The sequence below is a fragment of the Rosenbergiella australiborealis genome (genome assembly GCF_018494035.1).
GTDB classification, from domain to species: Bacteria; Pseudomonadota; Gammaproteobacteria; order Enterobacterales; family Enterobacteriaceae; genus Rosenbergiella; species Rosenbergiella australiborealis.
The window spans coordinates 141981-164837 of the sequence record NZ_JABBFO010000004.1 but is presented as its reverse complement, the minus strand read 5'-3'; the positions used below and the strand labels follow the sequence as shown (position 1 = coordinate 164837).

Here is a 22857-nt window from a genome sequence, read left to right as displayed (position 1 = left end):
CGGGTATCTCCGTTTAACGGTGAAATTATATTACGAAAAGCATAGCATTGCTTAAGGGATCACCATGCAGAATAGCGCAATGAAATCCTGGCTAGACACCTCTTGGCTGGCCGGCGCGAACCAGTCTTATATCGAACAGTTATACGAGGACTACCTCACTGATCCTGATTCGGTAGATAGTGTCTGGCGTGAAAGGTTCGCTCAGTTCCCCGCGGACGCTTTAAAACCTGATCAATTTCATTCCACAACTCGAGAGTATTTTCGGCGATTAGCCAAAGATGCGACGCGATACACCACATCAGTCAGTGATCCTGAAACTAACTCTAAACAAGTTAAAGTATTACAGCTGATCAATGCCTACCGCTTCCGTGGCCACCAAAAAGCGAATTTAGATCCGCTAGGGTTATGGCAGCAAGAAGATGTCGCGGATCTGGATCCCGCTTTTCATGGTTTAAGTCCTAGCGATTTTGACGAGAGTTTCAATGTAGGGTCTTTTGCATCGGGCAAAGAAACCATGAAACTCTCGGAAATTTATGCAGCATTGAAACAAACTTATTGCGGTTCAATTGGTGCAGAATATATGCATATCACCAATACCGAAGAGAAGCGTTGGATCCAACAACGTATTGAGTCAGTCGCGGGTCAGGCGACGTTCAGTACAGAAGAAAAGATTAAATTCCTAAAAGAACTCACTGCTGCTGAAGGCATGGAAAAGTATTTGGGGGCTAAATTCCCAGGAGCAAAACGCTTCTCGCTGGAAGGTGGGGATGCACTCATTCCCATGCTGCGCGAAATGATCCGCCATGCTGGGAAACAAGGTACGCAAGAAGTGGTCTTGGGCATGGCTCACCGTGGCCGCCTTAACGTTTTAATCAACGTACTGGGTAAGAAGACTCAAGATCTTTTTGATGAATTTGCAGGTAAGCACCATGAGCATCTCGGGGCAGGAGATGTGAAGTACCATATGGGCTTCTCATCAGATCTCGAAACCGAAGGTGGGCTAGTTCACCTAGCTTTAGCGTTCAACCCCTCGCATTTAGAAATTGTTAGCCCGGTGGTAATGGGGTCGGTACGAGCACGTTTAGATCGTCTGGACGAGCCTTCATCCATCAACAAAGTATTGCCCATTACTATACACGGTGATGCGGCGGTGATAGGGCAGGGTGTTGTTCAAGAAACGTTGAACATGTCACAAGCACGTGGGTTTATGGTTGGCGGTACGGTGCGTATCGTAATTAACAACCAAGTTGGTTTCACCACCTCTAATCCAAAAGACGCACGTTCGACCCCTTACTGTACTGATATTGGAAAGATGATCCAAACGCCAATCTTCCATGTCAATGCAGATGATCCAGAAGCCGTTGCTTTTGTCACGCGCTTAGCGCTGGATTACCGCAATACCTTTAAACGTGATGTCTTTATTGATCTCGTCTGTTACCGTCGTCACGGACATAACGAAGCTGATGAGCCAAGTGCGACTCAGCCTTTAATGTATAAAAAAATCAAGCAACATCCGACACCACGTAAGATCTATGCCGATAAACTGGCAGCACAAAACATCGTCACTGCGGGTGAAATCACCGAATTAGTGAATATTTATCGTGATGCGTTAGATGCTGGTGAGTGTGTCGTTGAAGAGTGGCGTCCGATGACAGTCAACTCTTGCACGTGGTCACCTTATTTGAATCATGAATGGGATGAAGCCTATCCGGCAACAGTTGACCAGACTCGTTTAAAACAATTAGCGATTAATCTTAGTCAAATTCCCCATGAAATCGAAGCACAGTCTCGTGTTAAAAAAATCTATAACGACCGTCATGAAATGGCTGAAGGGAATAAACCCTTTGATTGGGGTGGCGCGGAGAACTTAGCCTACGCAACGCTCGTTGACGAAGGGGTTTCTGTGCGTTTATCTGGGGAAGACTCGGGCCGTGGGACATTCTTCCATCGCCATGCGGTAATCCACAATCAAACCAATGGTTCAACGTTTACGCCGCTGCATCATGTGCGTAAAGGGCAGGGCGTATTTAAAGTCTGGGATTCGGTACTTTCTGAAGAAGCCGTATTAGCTTTCGAGTATGGTTATGCAACGGCTGAGCCGCGCACCCTGACTATTTGGGAAGCGCAATTTGGCGATTTTGCAAACGGTGCCCAAGTCGTTATCGACCAATTTATTAGTTCTGGTGAACAAAAATGGGGGCGGATGTGTGGGCTGGTGATGTTATTGCCTCATGGCTATGAAGGGCAAGGCCCTGAGCACTCTTCTGCGCGTCTCGAGCGTTATTTACAGCTGTGTGCCGATCAGAATATGCAGATCTGCGTTCCTTCAACGCCCGCTCAGGTCTACCATATGCTCCGCCGTCAAGCCTTACGCGGGATGCGTCGCCCCTTAGTCGTCATGTCGCCAAAATCGTTACTCCGTCATCCGTTAGCGATTTCAACGATGGATGAACTGGCTCAGGGTGAATTTCTCCCAGCGATTCCTGAAATCGATAGTTTAGATCCGCAGGGTGTGAAGCGCGTGGTACTTTGCTCAGGAAAAGTCTATTACGATCTGTTGGAGCAACGCCGGAAGAATGAGCAAGAAAATGTTGCCATCATTCGTATTGAGCAGTTGTATCCCTTCCCTCATAAAGCAGTACAGCACGCAATTAGCGCTTACAGTCATGTCACCGATTTTGTTTGGTGCCAAGAAGAGCCATTGAACCAAGGCGCTTGGTATTGTTGCCAACATAATTTCCATGATGTTGTCCCTGCGGGCGCCAAATTACGTTATGCAGGCCGAGCCGCTTCTGCTTCGCCAGCGGTCGGATATATGTCTATTCACCAAAAGCAGCAGCAAGAATTAGTTAATGATGCGCTGAACGTTGATTGTTAAAAAGGAAAGACAATGAGTAGCTTAGAAATTTTCGTTCCCGATTTGCCGGAATCCGTTGCCGATGCCACTGTAGCAACATGGCATAAGCAGCCCGGTGACAGCGTCCAGCGCGATGAAGTGCTGGTTGAAATCGAAACCGATAAAGTGATTTTAGAAGTTCCAGCGGCCGCAGACGGCATTCTCGAAGCGATTATTGAGGCAGAAGGTGCAACGGTTGTTGCTCGTCAACTACTCGGACGCCTGAAAGAAGGAAACAGTGCCGGTAAAGAGAGCTCTGTATCACCAACGACGTCTCAAAGCCCAGCCGTCGCGCCGACAGATTCTTCGGTTACCGCTGATGAAGAGTCCAATGACTTCTTAACGCCGGCGATCCGTCGTCTTATTGCGGAGCATACGTTGGATGCTACGCAAATTAAGGGAACGGGAGTAGGTGGGCGAATCACGCGTGAAGATGTTGAGAAACATCTTGCGGCAGCAAAACAGTCGCCAAAACCCGAGACAACGGTACCAACCACCCCAGTCCCGCTCTCTAATCGTAGCGAAAAACGCGTACCGATGACACGTTTACGTAAACGTGTTGCGGAACGTTTACTGGAAGCAAAAAACAGTACAGCCATGTTGACCACGTTTAACGAAGTCAATATGAAGCCAATCATGCAAATGCGTAAGCAGTATGGCGAAGCCTTTGAGAAACGTCATGGTGTCCGTTTAGGTTTTATGTCTTTCTATATAAAGGCTGTGGTTGAAGCACTCAAACGCTACCCGGAAGTCAATGCGTCAATCGATGGCGACGATGTTGTATACCACAACTATTTTGATGTCAGCATTGCCGTCTCAACGCCTCGTGGACTGGTAACGCCAGTACTAAAAGACGTGGATGCGCTGAGTATGGCGGATATCGAGAAAAAAATTAAAGAACTGGCAATCAAAGGTCGTGATGGCAAATTAACCGTTGAAGAGCTCACCGGTGGTAACTTCACCATTACAAATGGGGGCGTATTCGGTTCGTTAATGTCGACACCAATTATCAATCCGCCGCAAAGTGCAATTCTCGGTATGCATGCGATAAAAGATCGCCCAATGGCGGTAAATGGCCAAGTTGAAATTCTGCCGATGATGTATTTGGCCCTCTCTTATGACCATCGTTTAATTGACGGGCGCGAGTCTGTGGGTTATCTCGTTGCTATTAAAGAACTGCTCGAAGATCCTGCCCGCCTATTACTGGATGTTTAATTACTGTAGGCGCGTGTTAAGCGCGCCTCTTTTTTGACCTGAATGGATAATACCCTATGAATTTACATGAATATCAGGCGAAACAGCTCTTTGCACGTTATGGTCTACCTGCTCCAACAGGTTACGCGTGCACGACGCCACGTGAAGCAGAAGAAGCTGCATCAAAAATAGGTAACGGCCCTTGGGTTGTAAAATGCCAAGTTCATGCGGGCGGGCGTGGCAAAGCGGGCGGCGTAAAAGTTGTTCATAGCAAAGAAGAAATAAGAAGTTTCGCTGAAGGTTGGTTAGGTAAGCGCTTAGTGACTTATCAGACTGATGCCCAAGGCCAGCCTGTTAACCAAATTTTAGTCGAAGCAGCGACCGATATTGATAAAGAATTATACCTTGGTGCGGTGGTGGATCGTAGTAGCCGTCGCGTTGTCTTTATGGCCTCCACTGAGGGTGGGGTTGAAATTGAGAAAGTGGCAGAAGAAACGCCACACTTAATTCACAAAATGGCGGTAGATCCGTTAACGGGTCCAATGCCTTATCAAGGCCGCGAGTTAGCATTTAAGCTTGGTCTGGAAGGCAAACAAGTCGGTCAATTTGCTAAAATTTTTATGGGATTAGCTAAACTTTTCTTAGAGCGTGATTTAGCCCTCGTGGAAATTAACCCATTAGTTATCACGACCCAAGGCGATCTCATCTGTTTAGATGGTAAGCTCGCTGCGGACAGTAATGCGATGTTCCGCCAGCCCGAACTCCGTGAAATGCACGATCCAAGCCAAGAAGATCCGCGCGAAGCACATGCAGCGCAGTGGGAACTAAACTATGTTGCGCTTGACGGAAATATCGGCTGTATGGTCAATGGTGCTGGCCTAGCTATGGGCACAATGGATATTGTCAAGCACCACGGTGGTCAACCTGCTAACTTCCTTGATGTGGGTGGCGGTGCGACGAAAGAACGCGTTACTGAAGCCTTTAAAATTATTCTTTCTGATGACGCGGTAAAAGCGGTGTTGGTTAATATTTTTGGGGGTATTGTACGCTGCGATCTAATTGCCGATGGTATTATCGGGGCGGTTGAAGAAGTAGGTGTAAGTATACCCGTCGTTGTTCGCTTGGAAGGAAACAATGCTGAGCTAGGGGCACAACGCCTTGCGCAGAGTGGGTTAAATATCATTGCTGCGACCAGCTTAACGGATGCTGCCCAGCAAGTTGTAGCGGCGGCGGAGGGGAAATAATGTCTATTTTAATCGATAAAAATACCAAAGTGATCTGCCAAGGCTTCACGGGGGGGCAAGGAACATTTCACTCCGAACAAGCTCTCGCTTATGGCACACAAATGGTCGGTGGTGTGACTCCTGGTAAGGGCGGAACGACACATTTAGGTCTACCAGTCTTTAATACCGTTCGTGAAGCTGTCGAGGCCACGGGAGCGACGGCTTCCGTCATCTATGTACCGGCTCCTTTCTGTAAAGACAGTATTTTGGAAGCAATCGATGCGGGAATAAAATTAATCATCACTATCACTGAAGGGATCCCAACCTTAGATATGTTGACGGTGAAAGTTAAATTAGACCAAGCTGGTGTCCGCATGATCGGCCCTAACTGTCCAGGGGTTATCACACCGGGTGAATGTAAAATAGGTATCATGCCAGGTCATATTCATCAACCGGGACGTATTGGGATTGTTTCTCGTTCAGGAACCTTGACATACGAAGCGGTTAAACAAACGACGGATATTGGCTATGGCCAATCGACTTGTGTGGGAATTGGTGGTGATCCTATCCCAGGTTCAAGTTTTATCGACATATTAGCCTTATTTGAACAAGATCCGCAGACTGAAGCCATAGTGATGATTGGTGAGATAGGTGGGAGTGCGGAAGAAGAGGCAGCAGCCTATATCAAAGCCCATGTCACTAAACCTGTGGTGAGTTACATTGCTGGTGTGACTGCCCCTAAAGGTAAACGTATGGGCCATGCAGGCGCAATTATCGCTGGTGGTAAGGGGACCGCAGATGAAAAATTTGCAGCCTTAGAAGCCGCTGGAGTGAAAACGGTTCGCAGTCTGGCCGATATTGGTGATGCCGTAAAAGCGGTACTGCCTGCTAAATAAAAAAAAGTGAAGTCACTACCAAGCCATCGAAATATCGGTGGCTTTTTTTATTAAAAATAAAACAAATTTAAAGCATAAATTTAACATTATACTTTTCTAAAAATATAGTTATAAAAATATAGATCAAGATCAATTTACCCTTCGCTAGTTTCTAGAAATAATTAATCACTAAGATTACATTATCTTTCACTATCTACTTGTTGATCCTAAATCGTCCAAAATAATTAGCATTTTCAGCACACGTTAATAATTGGTTTTTAGGAAAAAAAGTGGATAACGAGCAGCCTAACAATAATTGATATTCATTAATATTACGCTGGGTTATTAACACTCTTAATTTAGATTTCATTAAGTTTATTGCAACTACCTTCCAGTAACTGGTGAAAACTAGAGTTAAACAAGGAGTAAGAATGTTTGATATTGTCGAACTCTCTCGCCTACAGTTTGCTTTGACTGCAATGTACCATTTCCTTTTCGTACCCCTGACCCTCGGTATGGCGTTTTTGCTCGCCATTATGGAAACGGTCTATGTATTTACTGGAAAGCAAATTTATAAAGACATGACGAAATTTTGGGGAAAATTGTTTGGGATCAATTTTGCTCTGGGTGTAGCGACCGGTTTAACCATGGAGTTTCAATTCGGTACTAACTGGTCTTATTATTCGCATTATGTTGGGGACATATTCGGTGCGCCGCTCGCGATTGAAGGGTTGATGGCGTTCTTTTTAGAATCAACTTTTGTTGGCTTATTTTTCTTTGGTTGGGATCGTTTAGGTAAAATTCAACATTTGGCGGTAACGTGGCTAGTCGCACTGGGATCAAACCTCTCTGCGCTCTGGATATTAGTGGCAAATGGATGGATGCAAAATCCAGTCGCATCAGAATTCAATTTTGAAACCATGCGCATGGAAATGGTAAGTTTTTCTGAATTAGTCCTAAATCCTGTTGCACAGGTAAAATTCGTCCACACGGTGGCGTCAGGTTATACCACTGGTGCAATCTTTGTGTTGGCAATTAGTGCATGGTATTTACTTAAAGGGCGAGATATCGCTTTTGCGAAACGTTCATTTGCGATTGCGGCCAGCTTTGGTATCGCAGCTGTGCTTTCGGTCATTATCCTGGGTGATGAATCTGGCTATGAAATGGGGGATGTACAAAAAACCAAATTAGCGGCCATTGAAGCGGAGTGGGAAACCCAACCGGCGCCGGCTGCTTTTACTCTTTTTGGAATTCCTGATCAACAAGCTGAGAAAAATCACTATGCTATCCGAATCCCGTATTTACTCGGACTAATTGCTACTCGTTCAACGGATAAGCCGGTATTAGGGTTAAAAGATCTGCTTGCCGAGCACGAAATTCGTATCCGTAATGGTATGAAAGCGTATGAATTACTGAGTGAACTGCGTAGTGGCAACCAAGAAAGTAGCGTGCGTGAAGCCTTCTCCCACTATAAAAAAGATTTGGGATATGGTTTGTTGCTTAAACGCTATACGCCTAATGTAAGCGATGCGACGGAAGCCCAAATTCAACTCGCGACAAAAGACTCTATTCCGAGTGTTGCACCGCTCTATTTTTCATTCCGAATTATGGTGTTGTGCGGCGTGTTAATTTTCTTAGTGATAGCAGCTTCGTTTATTTCGGTCATCCGTAACCGTATTGGACAAAATCGCTTCTTACTTAAAGCTGCAATCTGTGCGTTACCGCTACCTTGGATCGCTGTCGAATCAGGATGGTTTGTTGCCGAATATGGCCGTCAGCCTTGGGCGATCGGTGAAGTATTACCGACGGCTGTGGCTAACTCATCGCTAACGGTAGGTGACTTGCTCTTTTCCATGACACTCGTGCTGGGTCTTTATACCTTATTCATTATTGCCGAAATGTATTTGATGATTAAGTTTGCCCGCTTAGGGCCGTCAAGTTTAAAAACGGGCCGTTACCATCATGAGCAATCTACGGATAAAGCTTAAGTCTCAATAATCGAGGACGCATTCATGTTTGATTACGAAGTATTACGCTTTGTGTGGTGGCTACTCATCGGTATCTTATTCATTGGTTTCGCTGTAACCGATGGTTTTGACATGGGGGTCGGGATGCTAGGGCGACTCATTGGTCGCACTGATACCGAACGCAGAATCATGATCAATAGTATTGCTCCCCATTGGGATGGTAACCAAGTATGGTTGATCACCGCAGGGGGGGCACTATTCGCCGCATGGCCAATGGTATACGCCGCAGCATTTTCAGGATTTTACGTTGCAATGATTTTAGTGCTTGCATCGTTATTTTTCCGCCCAATTGGTTTTGATTACCGTTCAAAACTCGAAGATCCAAAGTGGCGTGGTATGTGGGATTGGGGAATTTTTATCGGAAGTTTTGTTCCCCCCCTAGTGATTGGGGTCGCATTTGGAAATCTGTTACAGGGCGTTCCTTTTCATTTTGATAACGACCTACGTTTATTTTACACCGGTAACTTTTTTCAACTGTTGAATCCGTTTGCGTTGTTAACCGGGATTGTCAGCCTTACGATGATTTTAACTCAAGGGGCTACTTATCTGATGATGCGTACTGATTCGGTGCTATTGAAGCGTAGTCAACGCGTAGTGCAAATCAGTTCAGCGGTAATGTTTATCTGCTTTGCATTAGCTGGCATTTGGTTAGCAGTGGGTATTGACGGTTATCAATTAGCCTCGACACTTGATCACGCTGCGCAATCGAACCCGCTAGGTAAAGAAGTGGTCACCGAGGTGGGATTATGGATGACGAATTATTCAACCACGCCAATTTTATGGATTTTCCCAATCGGTGGGCTGCTCTGCGCGATAGTGACCTTCTTACTCGGCTTTACGCGACGTGGCGGTTGGGCTTTCTTGAGCTCATCATTGACGATTGCCTGTGTCATTATGACCGTAGGGGTGACCATGTTTCCATTTATTATGCCGTCCAGTACCGTTATTAATAATAGCTTAACGATGTGGGACGCAACGTCGAGTCAGTTAACTCTAACCACCATGACATTTGCCGCAATCATATTCGTACCGATCGTCTTGGCATATACCATTTGGTGTTATTACAAAATGTTTGGTCGGGTGACTCATCAAGACATTGAAAAGAACACACACTCACTGTACTAGGAGAAAACGGTCATGTGGTATTTTGCTTGGATATTAGGCACATTGTTGGCCTGTTCATTTGGCGTAATGACGGCTTTAGCATTAGAAAACAGTGAAAAAGAGAAAAACCCTAATTCTCAATAACCTTTTCTTGATGAAGTTTGTTTAACTCTCTATCTAACCCCATTGCTTAAAAACGATGGGGTTTTTTACGTTAAAAGTTAACACTTTGATTATTAAGGCTATTAAATTTTAATTTATACCGGTTAATGCTATCAATACGTAAAGAAAAATAATTATTTTATCAAGCAGAGTTTGCCCCATTCCCAAGCTCATTGCTCTTGCGTATAGTAGCAACGTTTACACTATTATAGGGATGTGGAGTGAGTCAAATGCTGTTTCGTTGGCCAATCAGAGTTTACTTTGAAGACACTGATGCCGGAGGCGTGGTTTACCATGCAAGCTATGTCGCATTTTATGAGCGTGCAAGAACAGAAATGTTACGTGCCAAAGCGATTAATCAACAGCTTTTACTGGAAAACCAAATAGGTTTTGTGGTGCGAAAAATGAGTATTGATTACCGCGCGGCTGCCCGTTTAGACGATATGCTTGAGGTGACAACTGAAGTTGTCAAAATGACACGCGCCACCATTACTTTTCTCCAGCGAATAGTAAATGCTCAAGGAGAGGTAATTAATGAAGCAGAGGTGTTGATTGCCTGCATTAATTTACACCAGATGAAGCCAATTGCGCTTCCTACGTTTATTGTCGCGGAGTTCAAGCAGTGACTGACATGAATATTCTTGATTTGTTCCTCAAGGCAAGCCTTTTGGTCAAATTCATCATGTTGATTTTAATAGCTTTTTCAATTGTTTCTTGGGCTATTATTATTCAGCGCACCCGGATTCTCAATGCAGCTTCGCGTGAAGTTGTTGAATTTGAAGAGAAATTTTGGTCTGGTGTTGATTTATCTAAATTATATCAAGAGAGCCTCGCGAGGCGTGATGAGTTAACCGGTACAGAGCAAATCTTCTATTCCGGCTTTAAAGAATTCGCGCGTTTGCACAAAATTAATACTCCAGCACCTGATGCTGTCGTCGAAGGCGCGACGCGTGCTATGCGTATTTCTACTAATCGTGAACTAGAAACGCTGGAAGCCCATATCCCCTTCCTTGGAACGGTGGGATCGATCAGTCCTTATATTGGATTGTTCGGGACTGTCTGGGGGATCATGCATGCCTTTATTTCCCTTGGTGCCGTCAAGCAAGCTACTTTACAAATGGTTGCTCCCGGCATTGCTGAAGCACTTATTGCTACAGCAATCGGTCTTTTCGCGGCGATCCCTGCGGTAATGGCCTATAACCGTCTTAATCAACGCGTTAATAAGCTTGAACAGGGTTATGACAATTTTGCAGAAGAATTTACTGCCATATTGCATCGCCAGGCTTATAGCAGCGAAGTGACCAAGTAATTAGGGGTTGACTCATGGCAAGATCGCGCGGTCGCGCACGTCGTGACTTAAAATCAGAAATTAACATCGTCCCATTATTGGACGTTTTACTTGTTTTATTACTGATATTCATGGCAACGGCTCCTATCATTACGCAAAGCGTAGAGGTAAACCTGCCAGATGCGACGGATTCTACAACGGTATCGAGTGATGATAATCCACCGGTCATTGTTGAAGTCGCAGGGGTCGGTCAATACAGTATTATTGTCGATCATAATCGTATGTCACAGCTTCCACCTGAACAGGTAGTGAATGAAGCACAGCGTCAATTAGAACAAAATCCTAAAACGGTTTTTCTAATTGGGGGTGCGAAAGAAGTGCCGTACGACGAAATTATTAAGGCGCTGAATCTCCTACACCAAGCAGGAGTAAAATCAGTAGGCTTAATGACACAACCCATTTAATAGCGAATCAGATCGGGAATCGTGAGTGTCGAAGTTAACGGAACAAAACGATAAGTTAAAAAGGGCTATCATTATTTCAATAGCATTGCACGTTGTGCTTTTTGCTATTTTGATTGTTAGCTCAATGAACGAACATATCGAAACAAGCTCTGGTGGCGGTGGTGGTAGTGACATTGATGCAGTAATGGTAGATCCCGGCGCCGTAGTGGAACAATATAACGCATCAAAACAGAGTCAACACGACTCTAAGGCAGAGCAGGCGAAGGAAGACGCCGAACAAGCAAAAGCCGCCGCTGCTCAAGCGAAGGCAGAAGCGGCTAAACAGCAGAAAGAAGCCGCGGCCCAAGCGAAAGCAGAAGCCGCAGAAGAAGCTAAACAAGCCGCCGCTCAGGCGAAGGCAGAAGCGGCTAAGCAGCAGAAAGAAGCTGAGGCCCAAGCGAAAGCAGAAGCCGCAGAAGAAGCTAAGCAAGCCGCTGCCCAAGCGAAAGCAGAAGCCGCTGAACAGGCTAAGCAAGCTGCCGCTCAAGCGAAAGCAGAAGCCGCTGAACAGGCTAAGCAAGCCGCCGTTCAAGCGAAAGCAGAAGCCGCTGAACAGGCTAAGCAAGCCGCTGCTCAAGCGAAAGCAGAAGCCGCTGAAGAAGCCAAACAAGCAGCCGCTGAAGCAAAACTAAAAGCGGCGCAAGAAGCTAAAGCACAAGCTGCAGAGGCAAGAGAAAAAGCAGCCCAAGAGGCTAAAGCTCAAGCTGCAGAGGCAAAAGAAAAAGCAGCCCAAGAAGCGAAAGCACAAGCTGCTGCAGAGGCAAAAGAAAAGGCGGCTCAAGAAGCAAAAGCCGCTCGGGAAGCGAAAGCACAAGCGGCTGCTGAGGCAAAAGCGAAAGCTGCCCAAGAAGCCAAAGCACAAGCAGCTGCTGAAGCCAAAGAGAAAGCCGCTGCAGAGGCGAAAGCCAAAGCAGAAGCCGCTGCTAAAGCGAAAGCCGAGGCTAAAGCAGAAGCTGCTGCCAAAGCGAAAGCCGAGGCTAAAGCAGAAGCTGCTGCCAAAGCGAAAGCTGAAGCTAAAGCCGCCGCGGCTGCCGAAGCGAAGGCGAAAGCGGCTAAAAGTGATGCTGCATTAAATGATCTATTAGGTGGATTATCCTCAGGGAAGAATGCCCCTAAATCTGCAGCAAGTGGTGGGGCATCAGGAGAAGGGCATCAGAAAAAATCGGGTGCTTCAGGTGCAGCAATACAAAGCTACTTAGGACAAGTGCAAAGTGCTATTCAGAGCAAGTTTTACGATGCAGATAATTATGTCGGCAAACAATGCTCAGTGCATATAAAATTAGCTCCTGATGGGTTATTAATTACGGCAACGTCGGCAGGGGGAGATCCAGCGTTATGTCAGGCAGCTTTAACGGCATCACGAATGGCTCATATTCCGAAACCGCCTAGTCAAGATGTTTGGGAAGCGGTAAAAGAAGCGACGATTACCTTTAAACCCGGTCAATAAGTTTGATGTAGTACAACCTGTGGTGACAGGGAACGCTGGAGGGATTGCAGTCGCAATTTCTCCAGATATTAGGAAACCACTTATCACGGGCTATATAGTTCGGATATGGGAGATGAAATGAAACAGGCATTACGAATAACGTTAAGCTTTTTTCTGCTGGTCTGGGCGGCTGTCGCTCAAGCAGAGGTGCATATTGAAATTACGCAAGGTGTAAACACTGCTCGTCCTATTGGTGTCGTGCCTTTCCAATGGAGTGGCGGAGGGGCTGCTCCTGAAGATATTGGCGGGATTGTTGCGGCTGACTTACGTAATAGTGGAAAGTTTAATCCGCTGGATCGTTCCCGTCTTCCTCAACAACCAGCGAGTGCTCAAGAGGTACAGCCTGCGGCATGGTCTGCTTTGGGTATTGATGCTGTGGTTGTTGGGCAAGTTAAAGGTAATGCTGATGGCAGCTATCAAATCAGTTATCAACTTGTCGATACAGCTGCTGCCCCGGGTACTGTTCTTGCTCAGAATTCATACAAAGTCACTAAGCAGTGGTTACGCTATGCGGCCCATACTGCAAGTGATGAAGTATTCCAAAAACTGACCGGGATTAAAGGGGCTTTCCGTACGCGTATTGCTTATGTGGTACAAACTAATGGTGGTCAATTCCCTTACGAGTTACGGGTTTCTGATTATGATGGTTATAACCAGTTTGTTGTGCATCGTTCAAGTGAGCCGCTTATGTCGCCGGCTTGGTCACCAGATGGAAGCAAAGTTGCTTATGTAACCTTTGAAAGCGGCCGTTCAGCGTTAGTGGTACAAACTTTAGCGAACAGCAGCATCCGTCAAATAGCCTCGTTCCCTCGTCATAATGGAGCACCTGCTTTCTCCCCTGACGGGACTAAACTTGCTTTTGCACTGTCTAAAACCGGAAGTCTCAATCTGTATGTTATGGATCTTTCTTCAGGTCAGATTACTCAGTTAACTAATGGCCGTTATAACAGTACGGAGCCAACATGGTTCCCAGATAGTCAAAATATTGCGTATACCTCTGACCAAGGTGGTTTACCGCAAATTTATAAATTAAATATCAACGGTGGCGCATCTTCGCGTATAACTTGGCAAGGTGGTCAAAACCAAGATGCAGATGTAGCAAGCGATGGTAAATCAATGGTGATGGTGAGCACTGCAAATGGTGCGCAACACATCGCTCGACAAGATCTAGAGACGGGAGCAGTACAAATACTGTCAAACTCCTATCTGGATGAGACGCCAAGTCTAGCACCTAACGGCACGATGGTGATCTATAGCTCCACTCAGGGTTATGGTTCCGTATTGCAGTTGGTTTCGACCGACGGGCGTTTCAAAGCGCGTCTTCCGACGACAGATGGACAGGTTAAATTTCCTGCCTGGTCGCCGTATCTGTGATGCATGTGTAAATATGTATGGCAAACTATAATAGGATTTTTGAAATGCAATTCAATAAAGTGCTGAAAGGTTTACTGCTGGCCCTGCCAGTGTTGGCGGTTGCTGCGTGTTCTTCTCATAAGAACAACAATGACCAATCAGGCTCTACCACAGGTGCTGATAGTGCTTACGGTAACGGCATGTCGGGCAATGGTAGTAATGGCAATATGTCTTCTGATGAGCAAGCTCGTCAGCAGATGCAGCAGTTACAACAAAACAATATCGTTTACTTTGGTCTGGATAAGTACGACATTCTGCCTGAGTTCGCACAAATGTTAGATCAACACGCTAACTTCTTACGTAGCAACCCATCTTACAAAGTGACTATCGAAGGTCACGCGGATGAGCGCGGTACGCCGGAATACAACATCGCCCTGGGCGAACGTCGTGCTAACGCGGTCAAAATGTATTTACAAGGTAAAGGCGTAGGTCAAGACCAAATGTCTATCGTCTCTTACGGTAAAGAAAAACCAGCAGTTCTTGGTCACGACCAAGCTGCATGGGCGAAAAACCGTCGTGCTGTATTGGTATACTAAGAGAAAACTATGATTAGTAACTTCAGACTTCATGCATTGGGTCTGTCGTTACTGATTGGCGTAGCGGCCGTTCCGGCCGCTCATGCCCAGGCGTCAATCAGTAGCGCTGGCTCGGGCTCAACCGAAGACCGTGTCACCACCCTCGAACGAATTTCCAACGCACAATCTCAACTTTTACAGCAACTGCAACAACAGTTGAGTGATACACAAAATGATATCGATTCATTGCGTGGCGAGATCCAACAAAATACGTATCAACTAAATCAAGTGGTTGATCGTCAGAAACAACTTTATCAACAAATCGATACGCTAAGCAGCAACTCAGCAGCAACTTCTGCTGCCAATGGTGCGGATAATAGTCAAGCTGCAGCAGCCTCGACTTCTACCCCTGACACGTCGTCAGCCGGGCAGGTTGGAACGCAAACCGGCGATGTGAATAAAGATTATAATGCCGCTGTCGATTTAGTGTTAAAGCAAAATAAGCCGGATGATGCGATGGTGGCATTACAGGCTTGGGTGAAAAAATATCCAGACTCCACGTATCAACCCAATGCTAATTTTTGGTTAGGGCAGTTGTATTACAATAAGGGTCAGAAAGATGATGCGGCCTATTATTTTGCAACAGTGGTGAAAAATTATCCGAAGTCACCAAAATCAGCGGAAGCGTTGCTTAAAATTGGTGTCATCATGAAGGATAAAAACCAGCTTGATAAAGCAAAAGCGGTATGGCAACAAGTGATCCAGCTTTACCCGAATACCCCATCGGCGAAAGCGGCTCAAAAAGCATTAGCTGAATAATAGTAAGATTTTTTCAGCTATTTCTGACTGAATAGTGTCCGTGTCGCTGTAAAGGTAAGCAATCAGTCATTTATTTTTAATTAATGGTTGCGCTGTCTCGGTAAATCAGTAATATATGCCGCCGTTGCCAAGACAAACTTAAACAGTGATTTTGGCAAGGAAAATCGGGTCGTTAGCTCAGTTGGTAGAGCAGTTGACTTTTAATCAATTGGTCGCAGGTTCGAATCCTGCACGACCCACCAAATATTGACTTGAGGATTTTTCCTCTTGTATAAGCCACATTAGTCCTGACTAGTGTGGCTTTTTTTATGGTGATTTCCCACGATTAGCCATCACGGTTATAGCTGTCGTTGTGTCGGGATATTACCCATGAAAGGCAGTCTCAATTGTAAAGGAAAAAAGTTTATCCCTAAATCAACACCCAGGAGGTTCATCTCAAGTCCTTCTTGCCTGCCAATATTCACCCCCAATACTCCTAGCAATGAAAATTGAAAGCCGCTTCCTGAAGGTGGACGACCAATGGGATCACGTAAGGGACGATAATCTTTGCCTATCGCGTTAGCGGGCATATTCAGGGAAAGTTGTGGGACTTCACGGGCGATATGTGCAATAAACGTATTACTATTAGGTCCGGGCCAAGCACGATAAGTATGCGGGTAGGGGTAGCTGTTAACGGCAGCGTTCAGCTGGCCAATCATCGCTTCGGCGGTAGCACCTCGATATTCAACTAAGAGATGAGGCCTTGCGCCAAACCAATAGCCGTCCGCAATAGCATAATTTCGTCTGATCACGGCGTCAGGACCCCATCCGACCACCTCATAGCGAGTGTAGTGATCATCACCAGCCCGTTTAAATACCAACCAAGTGTGAACGGCAAATCGTCCTCGCCATCCATATGTTTTTGCTGCAAATACGGCAACGATTGCAGTATGAATGACCTGATTGGGATCATCGAGGAGATGAGCAGAATCACGACGCGTCTGTGACCAGTGATTCGTTGTCACTGAATGAGATGCCGAGTTACCGGTTATTTCGCTGCAAAGCAACGCAGTGAGGCTAACAATACCGTATACAAGTAAAAACTTTCCTATAATTTTGATAGCTACGCTCCGCAGTGATATTGACTCATAAAACTAAGTGTAGAAAGCGTTGGACAGAATACCCACTTTGTCTTGCAGAGATTTTTTGGCGGTATAGTGTAATAACCGCATTTTAATCGAGACAAAATACAAAAAAGCCAGTATCTTGTTTAGTATACTAAACAGAGGATTTTCTTATGAACTTTTTCAGTATTAATACGTTGCTTGTCCATATTCCACTCGGTAAACAAGGTTACGATCTGTCGTGGATAGAAGCCGTCGGAACAATATGTGGATTGCTGTGTATTTGGTGGGCAAGTAAAGAAAAGGTAATTAATTATTTTTTTGGGATCATTAACGTTGCCTTGTTCGCTGTAATTTTTTACCAAATACAACTTTACTCAAGTTTGTTACTACAAATTTTCTTTATTCTTGCGAATATTTATGGCTGGTATGCATGGACAAGACAAACTCCTTCGCAGCAGGTTGAGCTTCAAATTCGTTGGCTACCCGCGCGTTTACGCTGGATTTGGGGAATGGCATCAGCCGTTGCTATCCTCGTGATGACCATTTATATCGATACGATATTTGGTGCTTTTGCGCGACTTACTGTGACATTACTGAACGAATTGGGTTTACAGGCGCAGCTCCCGGTGCTTCAACCCGATGCTTACCCATTCTGGGACGCTTGTATGACGGTTCTCTCGGTCGTGGCTATGATTTTAATGACGCGTAAATGGGTTGAAAACTGGATCCTGTGGGTAATTATTAATCTGATCAGTGTCGCGATTTTTACTTTACAAGGCGTTTACGCGATGTCGATTGAGTACATTATTTTGACTTTTATCGCCATTAATGGTGTTCGTTTATGGGCACAAAAAGCCGCGTCTTAGGGGGCTTATCCTTTTTATCATCAGGTTGAATGTAAAAGTGTCAAAGGGGGTTTGCAGTTTTAGAGAGGCGCGTTAGAGTATCCTCAGGATTACGGCACACTTATCGTGATGGAATAATAATGAGCTATAAAAACGACGATTTACGGATTAAAGAAATTAAAGAACTCTTACCCCCAGTGGCACTACTTGAAAAATTCCCGGCGACAGATCGCGCAGCAGAAACCGTTGCGAAGAGTCGCCGGGCAATTCAGCAAGTATTACAGCAGCAAGATGATCGCTTACTGGTTGTGATTGGACCCTGTTCAATTCATGACACCGCAGCCGCGATGGAATATGCACAGCGTTTGCTAAAGGTTCGCGAGACGTTAAAAGCAGATTTGGAAATAGTGATGCGGGTGTACTTTGAAAAGCCACGCACAACAGTCGGTTGGAAAGGGTTAATTAATGATCCTTATATGGATGGCAGTTTTGATATTAATCAAGGGCTCCGTTTAGGGCGTAAACTATTGCTCGACATTAATGATCTAGGCCTTCCTACCGCGGGTGAGTTTCTCGATATGATCACGCCACAATATCTCGCCGATTTAATGAGTTGGGGAGCGATTGGCGCGCGGACGACAGAGTCTCAAGTGCACCGTGAGTTAGCATCCGGTCTTTCATGTCCTGTCGGATTTAAAAATGGTACAGATGGCACTATTAAAGTGGCGATTGATGCCATTAATGCGGCGTCAGCTGGCCATTGTTTTTTATCTGTGACCAAGTACGGGCATTCGGCAATTGTTGAAACGGCAGGGAATCAAGACTGCCATATCATTTTGCGTGGCGGTAAACAGCCTAACTATAGTGCTGAAGATGTTGCAGCGGTGAAAAACGGATTAATACAGGCCGGTCTTACCCCACAGGTGATGATAGATTTCAGCCATGCTAACAGTTCTAAGCAGTATCAAAAGCAGCTAGATGTGGCCAACGATGTCGCGACACAGATCTCGCGCGGAGATAATGCGATTATGGGTGTGATGATTGAAAGTCATCTGGTTGAGGGTAGCCAAAGTCTAGACAGCGGTAAGCCGCTTACCTATGGCCAGAGTGTTACAGATGCTTGTATTGGGTGGGCAGCCACTGAACAAGTGCTACACCAGTTGGCAGAAGCCGTGAGACATCGCCGTCAGGCATAAAAAAAGGCCGGATTATCCGGCCTTAAATATTATTTGGCTTTACCTTGGTTCGCAACTGCTGCTGCGCGTGCAGCCACTTCGTCTGCATCGCCTAAGTAATAGCGTTTCAATGGTTTGAAGTTCTCATCGAATTCATAAACTAACGGTACACCCGTAGGAATATTCAGTTCTAGAATTTCATCTTCTGAAAGACCTTCAAGGTATTTGACCAATGCACGTAAAGAGTTACCGTGTGCAGCAATAATCACTTTTTCACCACTCTTGATGCGTGGCAAAATGGTTTCATTCCAATAAGGGATTACGCGCTCAATCGTAGTTGCTAAGCTCTCAGTAACTGGAAGCTCTTCTGCGCTCAGTGAAGCATAACGTGGGTCATGGCCAGGGAAACGCTCATCTGAACGCTCAAGCTCAGGAGGGGTAACGGCGAAACCGCGACGCCATTGTTTCACTTGTTCGTCACCGTATTTTTCAGCCGTCTCTGCTTTATTCAGGCCTTGCAGTGCACCGTAGTGACGTTCATTCAATCGCCAGCTCTTTTCGACAGGTAGCCATGCTTGATCAAGTTCATCTAGCACGGACCACAGGGTATGAATGGCACGCTGTAGAACAGAAGTATAAGCGAAGTCAAAAGAGAACCCCTCTTTCTTGAGAAGTTTGCCTGCAGCTTGCGCTTCTCCACGTCCTTTTTCAGAAAGGTCGACGTCATACCAACCGGTGAAGCGGTTTTCTTGGTTCCACTGGCTTTCGCCGTGGCGGACCAGTACAAGCTTAGTTACTGCCATCGTAAAGCTCCTTCAATGTTTAATCATTCACGTGTAAATTTTTCTTACCGCAAAATATCTCGGTCAAGACACTACTGCCACTACCATAGCGGAAAAGGACACATCGTGTAAGCCTTCCCCGCACTTTGCGACGACTTTTTATGCAATGGTAAATTGATACCCCAATTTGATCTGACGAACCTCGTCCGGGGATAACCAACATCCTGCTGGGGGATTTGCATTGACAGCATCCGGAAGATAACCGGGCTCTAAGGCAATCCCTTGATAATTACGGTACTCACCCGTACTCGATGGCGTTCCTGCGAGGTAATTACCGCTATAAACCTGCAACGCAGGTTCACGACTAAATAATGATAATTGTAATTGTCCATCAGCAGCGAGTAGAATTGCAATCGGTCTTTCAGTAAGGGGCTTATCAATAATAAAAGCATGATCATAGCCGCCTACCGCCTGTTGAAATGGGTCTGAAAGAAAATCTTTTGCAAGCGTTTTTGGATGACGAAAATCAAAACTCGTTCCTGCGACAGCAAGGCATTTACCGTCAGGTAAACCTTGGGGATCTACCGGTTGAAAAGCTTCGCTATAGACCGTCAATTGATGTTGTCGAACATCTTGCTGATCAGCATCAAGATTAAAATAAGCATGATTGGTCAAAGAGAGCGGGGTGAGTGTATCGCTTTTGGCGGTAAAGCAGAAATCAACTCGGTTAGCATCGTTGAGACTAATGGTCAGTTGCAGATCAAGGTTGCCTGGAAAACCTTGATCGTTATCAGCAGAATGTAATTGGTAGGTAAGTGTATCAGAGCCCTCATTGAGCAGTTCCCAACGACGGTGACTAAAACCTTCCGGCCCACCATGTAATTGATGTGATCCTTGATTAGGGGTGACTGAACGAGACACACGCATCAAATAAGCCTGTCGGATCCGGTTAGCGTAGCGACCTACTGTTGCGCCCATATAAGCTGACTGTTGTAAGTAACGCTCAGGGGTACCACAGCTAAGGAGTGCCTCACGCAGTGTCCCATCGGCAAGTGGAATCTGAGCGCTAATCCAGGTTGCTCCCCAATCCATAAAGCGTACCGTCATGCCTTGTGCATTACGAAGTGTCGATATTTTCCAGGGGCGACCATCTGGGGCAAGGGTTTTTGTAGCTAGCATTGGCTGGCCCCCTGTGAGGCACGGCATAAATAATAGGTCTCTTGTATGCCCGTGATGGCATGATAGCTATTAGCCATAGCGGCTTTAATCTGTGAGACACGCTCAGCGGCGAAGAGCGCCACTACACAGCCTCCAAAGCCCCCGCCAGTCATCCTTGCACCACCGTGTTGACCGATAGCCTGTTGTAATAATTCAACCAATTGATCAACTTGTGGGACAGTTATCTCAAAATCATCGCGCATCGAACGATGGGACTCCGCCATTAATTCGCCCATACGCTGTAAGTCACCCATCGCTAAGGCTTGAGTGGCATCGAGTGTGCGTTGATTTTCGGTAAGAATATGGCGTACTCGTTTTGCAACGATAGGATCCATCTCGTTCTGACGTGCAGAAAATTCTTGCAAAGAGACGTCTCGTAATGCGGTTTTACCGAAAAATGCAGCCCCTTGCTGACACTGTTCTCGGCGCGTGTTGTATTCGCTACCGACTAAAGTACGGCGAAAGTTAGAGTTAACAATGAGTACAGCCATATCCTTTGGCATGGCGACAGATTGTGTTTCAAGGGTACGGCAATCGAGTAATAATGCGTGATCGTTCTGACCTAGTGCAGAAATCATCTGATCCATGATGCCACAGTTACAGCCAACAAAGTGATTCTCCGCCGCTTGACCCATTAAAGCGATCTCAGCGGGGGTTAGTGCAAGTTTCCATAACTGTTGGATGGCGGTACCGATCGCGACCTCTAATGACGCTGAGGAACTTAAGCCCGCACCTTGGGGAACGTTGCCGCTGATCACCATATCCATACCCCCGAACTGGTCGTTATGTTGGCGCAAATGCTTGACCACTCCACGTACATAGTTTGCCCACATCATTGAGGGATGGGCGACAATCGGCTCTAAGCACGAAAACTCATCGGTTTGCTCTTCGTAATCAACCGCAACAACGCGGATAATTGCATCTTCACGTTTCGCACAACTGATGACTGTTTGGTAATTAATGGCACAAGGCAATACAAAACCTTGGTTGTAATCGGTATGTTCACCGATAAGGTTGACGCGCCCAGGAGCTTGAAAAGTATCTGTCGGTGCATAACCAAAATGCTGAGTAAAGTGTGTGTTACAGCGTTGTTTGAGTTCTATGGTCATCATTTCTGTTCCCGATAATGATAGTCACTGACTGCACGTAGGCGTTCTGCCGCTTGCTCTGGCGTTAAATCACGTTGGCCTTCAGCGAGCATTTCATAACCGACCATAAATTTACGTACTGTCGCTGAGCGCAGTAGTGGCGGGTAAAAATGGGCATGCAGCTGCCAGTGTTCGGTATTACCTTCAACGAAAGGCGCGCCATGCCACCCCATAGAGTAAGGGAATGAACATTGAAAAAGATTATCATAGCGGCAGGTCAATTTTTTTAATGCGTTAGCTAAATCATCGCGCTGTTCAGCGTTGAGTTCGGTTAATCGCATAATTTTTTCTTTGGGAATTAATAATGTTTCAAACGGCCATACTGCCCACCAAGGAACGAGGGCAACCCAGTATTGAGTCTCGATCACTATGCGGGTTTGTTGAGCCAATTCCTTGTGAACGTAATCCCACAGTAACGGAGAGTGAGTTTTATTGTAATAGTCGAGTTGTTGGTGATCTTCATTCATGACTTCATTAGGAATAAAACTATTCGCCCAGACTTGGCCATGAGGGTGAGGATTTGAGCAGCCCATTGCCGCCCCTTTATTCTCGAAAATCTGTACCCAGGGATAACGTTTTCCCAACTCGTTGAGTTGCTGTTGCCAGACGTTAATCACCGCACGAATAGCATTAAGACTTAACTGGGGTAAGGTTTTACTATGATCAGGTGAAAAACAAATAACACGGCTAACGCCTTGTGCGCTCTCAACGCGAAAGAGGGGATCACCATTTTTAATAGCATGAGGTGTATCGGGTAAAAGTGCAGAAAAATCATTCGTAAAGACAAATGGCTCACTATAGTGGGGATTCTGTTCGCCGTTGATACGCGGATTTCCAGGGCAAAGATAACACTCAGGATCGTGCTCAGGAAGTTGCTGGTGATCAATGATTTCTTCAGCCCCTTGCCAAGGACGTTTAGCGCGATGCGGAGAAACTAAAACCCATTCTCCTGTCAACGCATTGAAGCGGCGATGTGGATGATTAAGCAGGTCGAAACTTTGCATAGTATTCTCATGGTAATAGCGCAGTATTAGCGAAGCGTAGCATGAGAATGACGCTATTTTCTGTGATCGATCTT

Annotated in this window: 21 protein-coding genes and 1 tRNA gene; 17 read left to right on the top strand and 5 right to left on the bottom strand. The window is 45.8% G+C overall.

Features of this window, described 5'->3' with window-relative positions; genetic code table 11:
- The first annotated feature begins 64 nt into the window (after positions 1-64).
- The 15 genes from sucA to HGT73_RS06485 all read left to right on the top strand — a co-directional run bounded on the left by sucA (position 65) and on the right by HGT73_RS06485 (position 15747).
- Positions 65-2878 (top strand): 2-oxoglutarate dehydrogenase E1 component, encoded by a 2814-nt coding sequence (sucA, locus tag HGT73_RS06555; RefSeq protein ID WP_214212869.1) that lies wholly within the window; start codon positions 65-67, stop codon positions 2876-2878.
- 12 nt (positions 2879-2890) lie between these two features.
- Positions 2891-4111: a 2-oxoglutarate dehydrogenase complex dihydrolipoyllysine-residue succinyltransferase gene (odhB, locus tag HGT73_RS06550; RefSeq protein ID WP_214212867.1), complete on the top strand. Its 1221-nt coding sequence runs from the start codon at positions 2891-2893 to the stop codon at positions 4109-4111.
- 56 nt (positions 4112-4167) lie between these two features.
- A complete protein-coding gene (gene sucC, locus HGT73_RS06545; protein WP_214212865.1) occupies positions 4168-5334 on the top strand; it encodes an ADP-forming succinate--CoA ligase subunit beta in 1167 nt (388 codons plus the stop codon).
- Positions 5334-6209: a succinate--CoA ligase subunit alpha gene (gene sucD / locus HGT73_RS06540; RefSeq protein WP_214212863.1), complete on the top strand. Its 876-nt coding sequence runs from the start codon at positions 5334-5336 to the stop codon at positions 6207-6209. Before sucC ends, sucD begins: the two co-directional genes overlap by 1 nt.
- 410 nt (positions 6210-6619) lie before the next feature.
- Entirely contained in the window at positions 6620-8176 is a 1557-nt protein-coding gene (gene cydA, locus HGT73_RS06535) for a cytochrome ubiquinol oxidase subunit I (protein WP_214212861.1), read from the top strand.
- Between the two features lie 24 nt (positions 8177-8200).
- Complete coding sequence (gene cydB, locus HGT73_RS06530; RefSeq protein WP_214212859.1) at positions 8201-9340, top strand: cytochrome d ubiquinol oxidase subunit II; 1140 nt, start codon at positions 8201-8203, stop codon at positions 9338-9340.
- A gap of 12 nt (positions 9341-9352) precedes the next feature.
- The gene (gene cydX / locus HGT73_RS06525; protein WP_214212857.1) at positions 9353-9463 is read left to right on the top strand and encodes a cytochrome bd-I oxidase subunit CydX; all 111 of its coding nucleotides are present in this window, start codon (positions 9353-9355) and stop codon (positions 9461-9463) included.
- Between the two features lie 239 nt (positions 9464-9702).
- Positions 9703-10107 (top strand): tol-pal system-associated acyl-CoA thioesterase, encoded by a 405-nt coding sequence (gene ybgC, locus HGT73_RS06520; protein WP_214212856.1) that lies wholly within the window; start codon positions 9703-9705, stop codon positions 10105-10107.
- Positions 10104-10790 carry a Tol-Pal system protein TolQ gene (gene tolQ, locus HGT73_RS06515; protein WP_214212855.1) on the top strand — a complete coding sequence of 229 codons (687 nt, stop codon included), beginning with the start codon at positions 10104-10106 and terminating at the stop codon, positions 10788-10790. Before ybgC ends, tolQ begins: the two co-directional genes overlap by 4 nt.
- Before the next feature lie 14 nt (positions 10791-10804).
- Entirely contained in the window at positions 10805-11233 is a 429-nt protein-coding gene (tolR, locus tag HGT73_RS06510) for a colicin uptake protein TolR (protein WP_214212854.1), read from the top strand.
- Between the two features lie 25 nt (positions 11234-11258).
- Positions 11259-12719: a cell envelope integrity protein TolA gene (gene tolA, locus HGT73_RS06505; protein WP_214212853.1), complete on the top strand. Its 1461-nt coding sequence runs from the start codon at positions 11259-11261 to the stop codon at positions 12717-12719.
- 117 nt (positions 12720-12836) lie between these two features.
- Positions 12837-14132, top strand: a complete 1296-nt coding sequence (gene tolB, locus HGT73_RS06500; protein WP_214212852.1) for a Tol-Pal system beta propeller repeat protein TolB — start codon at positions 12837-12839, stop codon at positions 14130-14132.
- Positions 14133-14176: 44 nt separating this feature from the next.
- Positions 14177-14707 (top strand): peptidoglycan-associated lipoprotein Pal, encoded by a 531-nt coding sequence (pal, locus tag HGT73_RS06495; RefSeq protein ID WP_214212851.1) that lies wholly within the window; start codon positions 14177-14179, stop codon positions 14705-14707.
- Between the two features lie 9 nt (positions 14708-14716).
- Positions 14717-15505: a cell division protein CpoB gene (cpoB, locus tag HGT73_RS06490; protein ID WP_214212850.1), complete on the top strand. Its 789-nt coding sequence runs from the start codon at positions 14717-14719 to the stop codon at positions 15503-15505.
- A gap of 166 nt (positions 15506-15671) precedes the next feature.
- A tRNA-Lys gene (locus HGT73_RS06485) sits at positions 15672-15747 on the top strand.
- Between the two features lie 96 nt (positions 15748-15843).
- Here the strand turns inward: HGT73_RS06485 and HGT73_RS06480 are convergent.
- Entirely contained in the window at positions 15844-16605 is a 762-nt protein-coding gene (locus HGT73_RS06480) for a DUF3750 domain-containing protein (protein ID WP_214212945.1), read from the bottom strand.
- A gap of 176 nt (positions 16606-16781) precedes the next feature.
- On the opposite strand from HGT73_RS06480, the gene pnuC reads away from it, so the two are divergent.
- Both pnuC and aroG read left to right on the top strand, forming a co-directional pair.
- Positions 16782-17477: a nicotinamide riboside transporter PnuC gene (gene pnuC / locus HGT73_RS06475; RefSeq protein ID WP_214212849.1), complete on the top strand. Its 696-nt coding sequence runs from the start codon at positions 16782-16784 to the stop codon at positions 17475-17477.
- A gap of 119 nt (positions 17478-17596) precedes the next feature.
- Complete coding sequence (aroG, locus tag HGT73_RS06470; RefSeq protein ID WP_214212848.1) at positions 17597-18652, top strand: 3-deoxy-7-phosphoheptulonate synthase AroG; 1056 nt, start codon at positions 17597-17599, stop codon at positions 18650-18652.
- A gap of 29 nt (positions 18653-18681) precedes the next feature.
- Here aroG and gpmA read toward each other — a convergent pair whose 3' ends face one another.
- The 4 genes from gpmA to HGT73_RS06450 form a co-directional block, all read right to left on the bottom strand.
- A complete protein-coding gene (gene gpmA, locus HGT73_RS06465) occupies positions 18682-19434 on the bottom strand; it encodes a 2,3-diphosphoglycerate-dependent phosphoglycerate mutase (protein WP_214212847.1) in 753 nt (250 codons plus the stop codon).
- 138 nt (positions 19435-19572) lie between these two features.
- Complete coding sequence (locus HGT73_RS06460) at positions 19573-20592, bottom strand: galactose-1-epimerase (protein ID WP_214212846.1); 1020 nt, start codon at positions 20590-20592, stop codon at positions 19573-19575.
- Positions 20586-21734 carry a galactokinase gene (gene galK, locus HGT73_RS06455; protein WP_214212942.1) on the bottom strand — a complete coding sequence of 383 codons (1149 nt, stop codon included), beginning with the start codon at positions 21732-21734 and terminating at the stop codon, positions 20586-20588. Before galK ends, HGT73_RS06460 begins: the two co-directional genes overlap by 7 nt.
- Positions 21735-21739: 5 nt before the next feature.
- A complete protein-coding gene (locus tag HGT73_RS06450; protein WP_214212845.1) occupies positions 21740-22783 on the bottom strand; it encodes a UDP-glucose--hexose-1-phosphate uridylyltransferase in 1044 nt (347 codons plus the stop codon).
- Positions 22784-22857 lie beyond the last annotated feature (74 nt).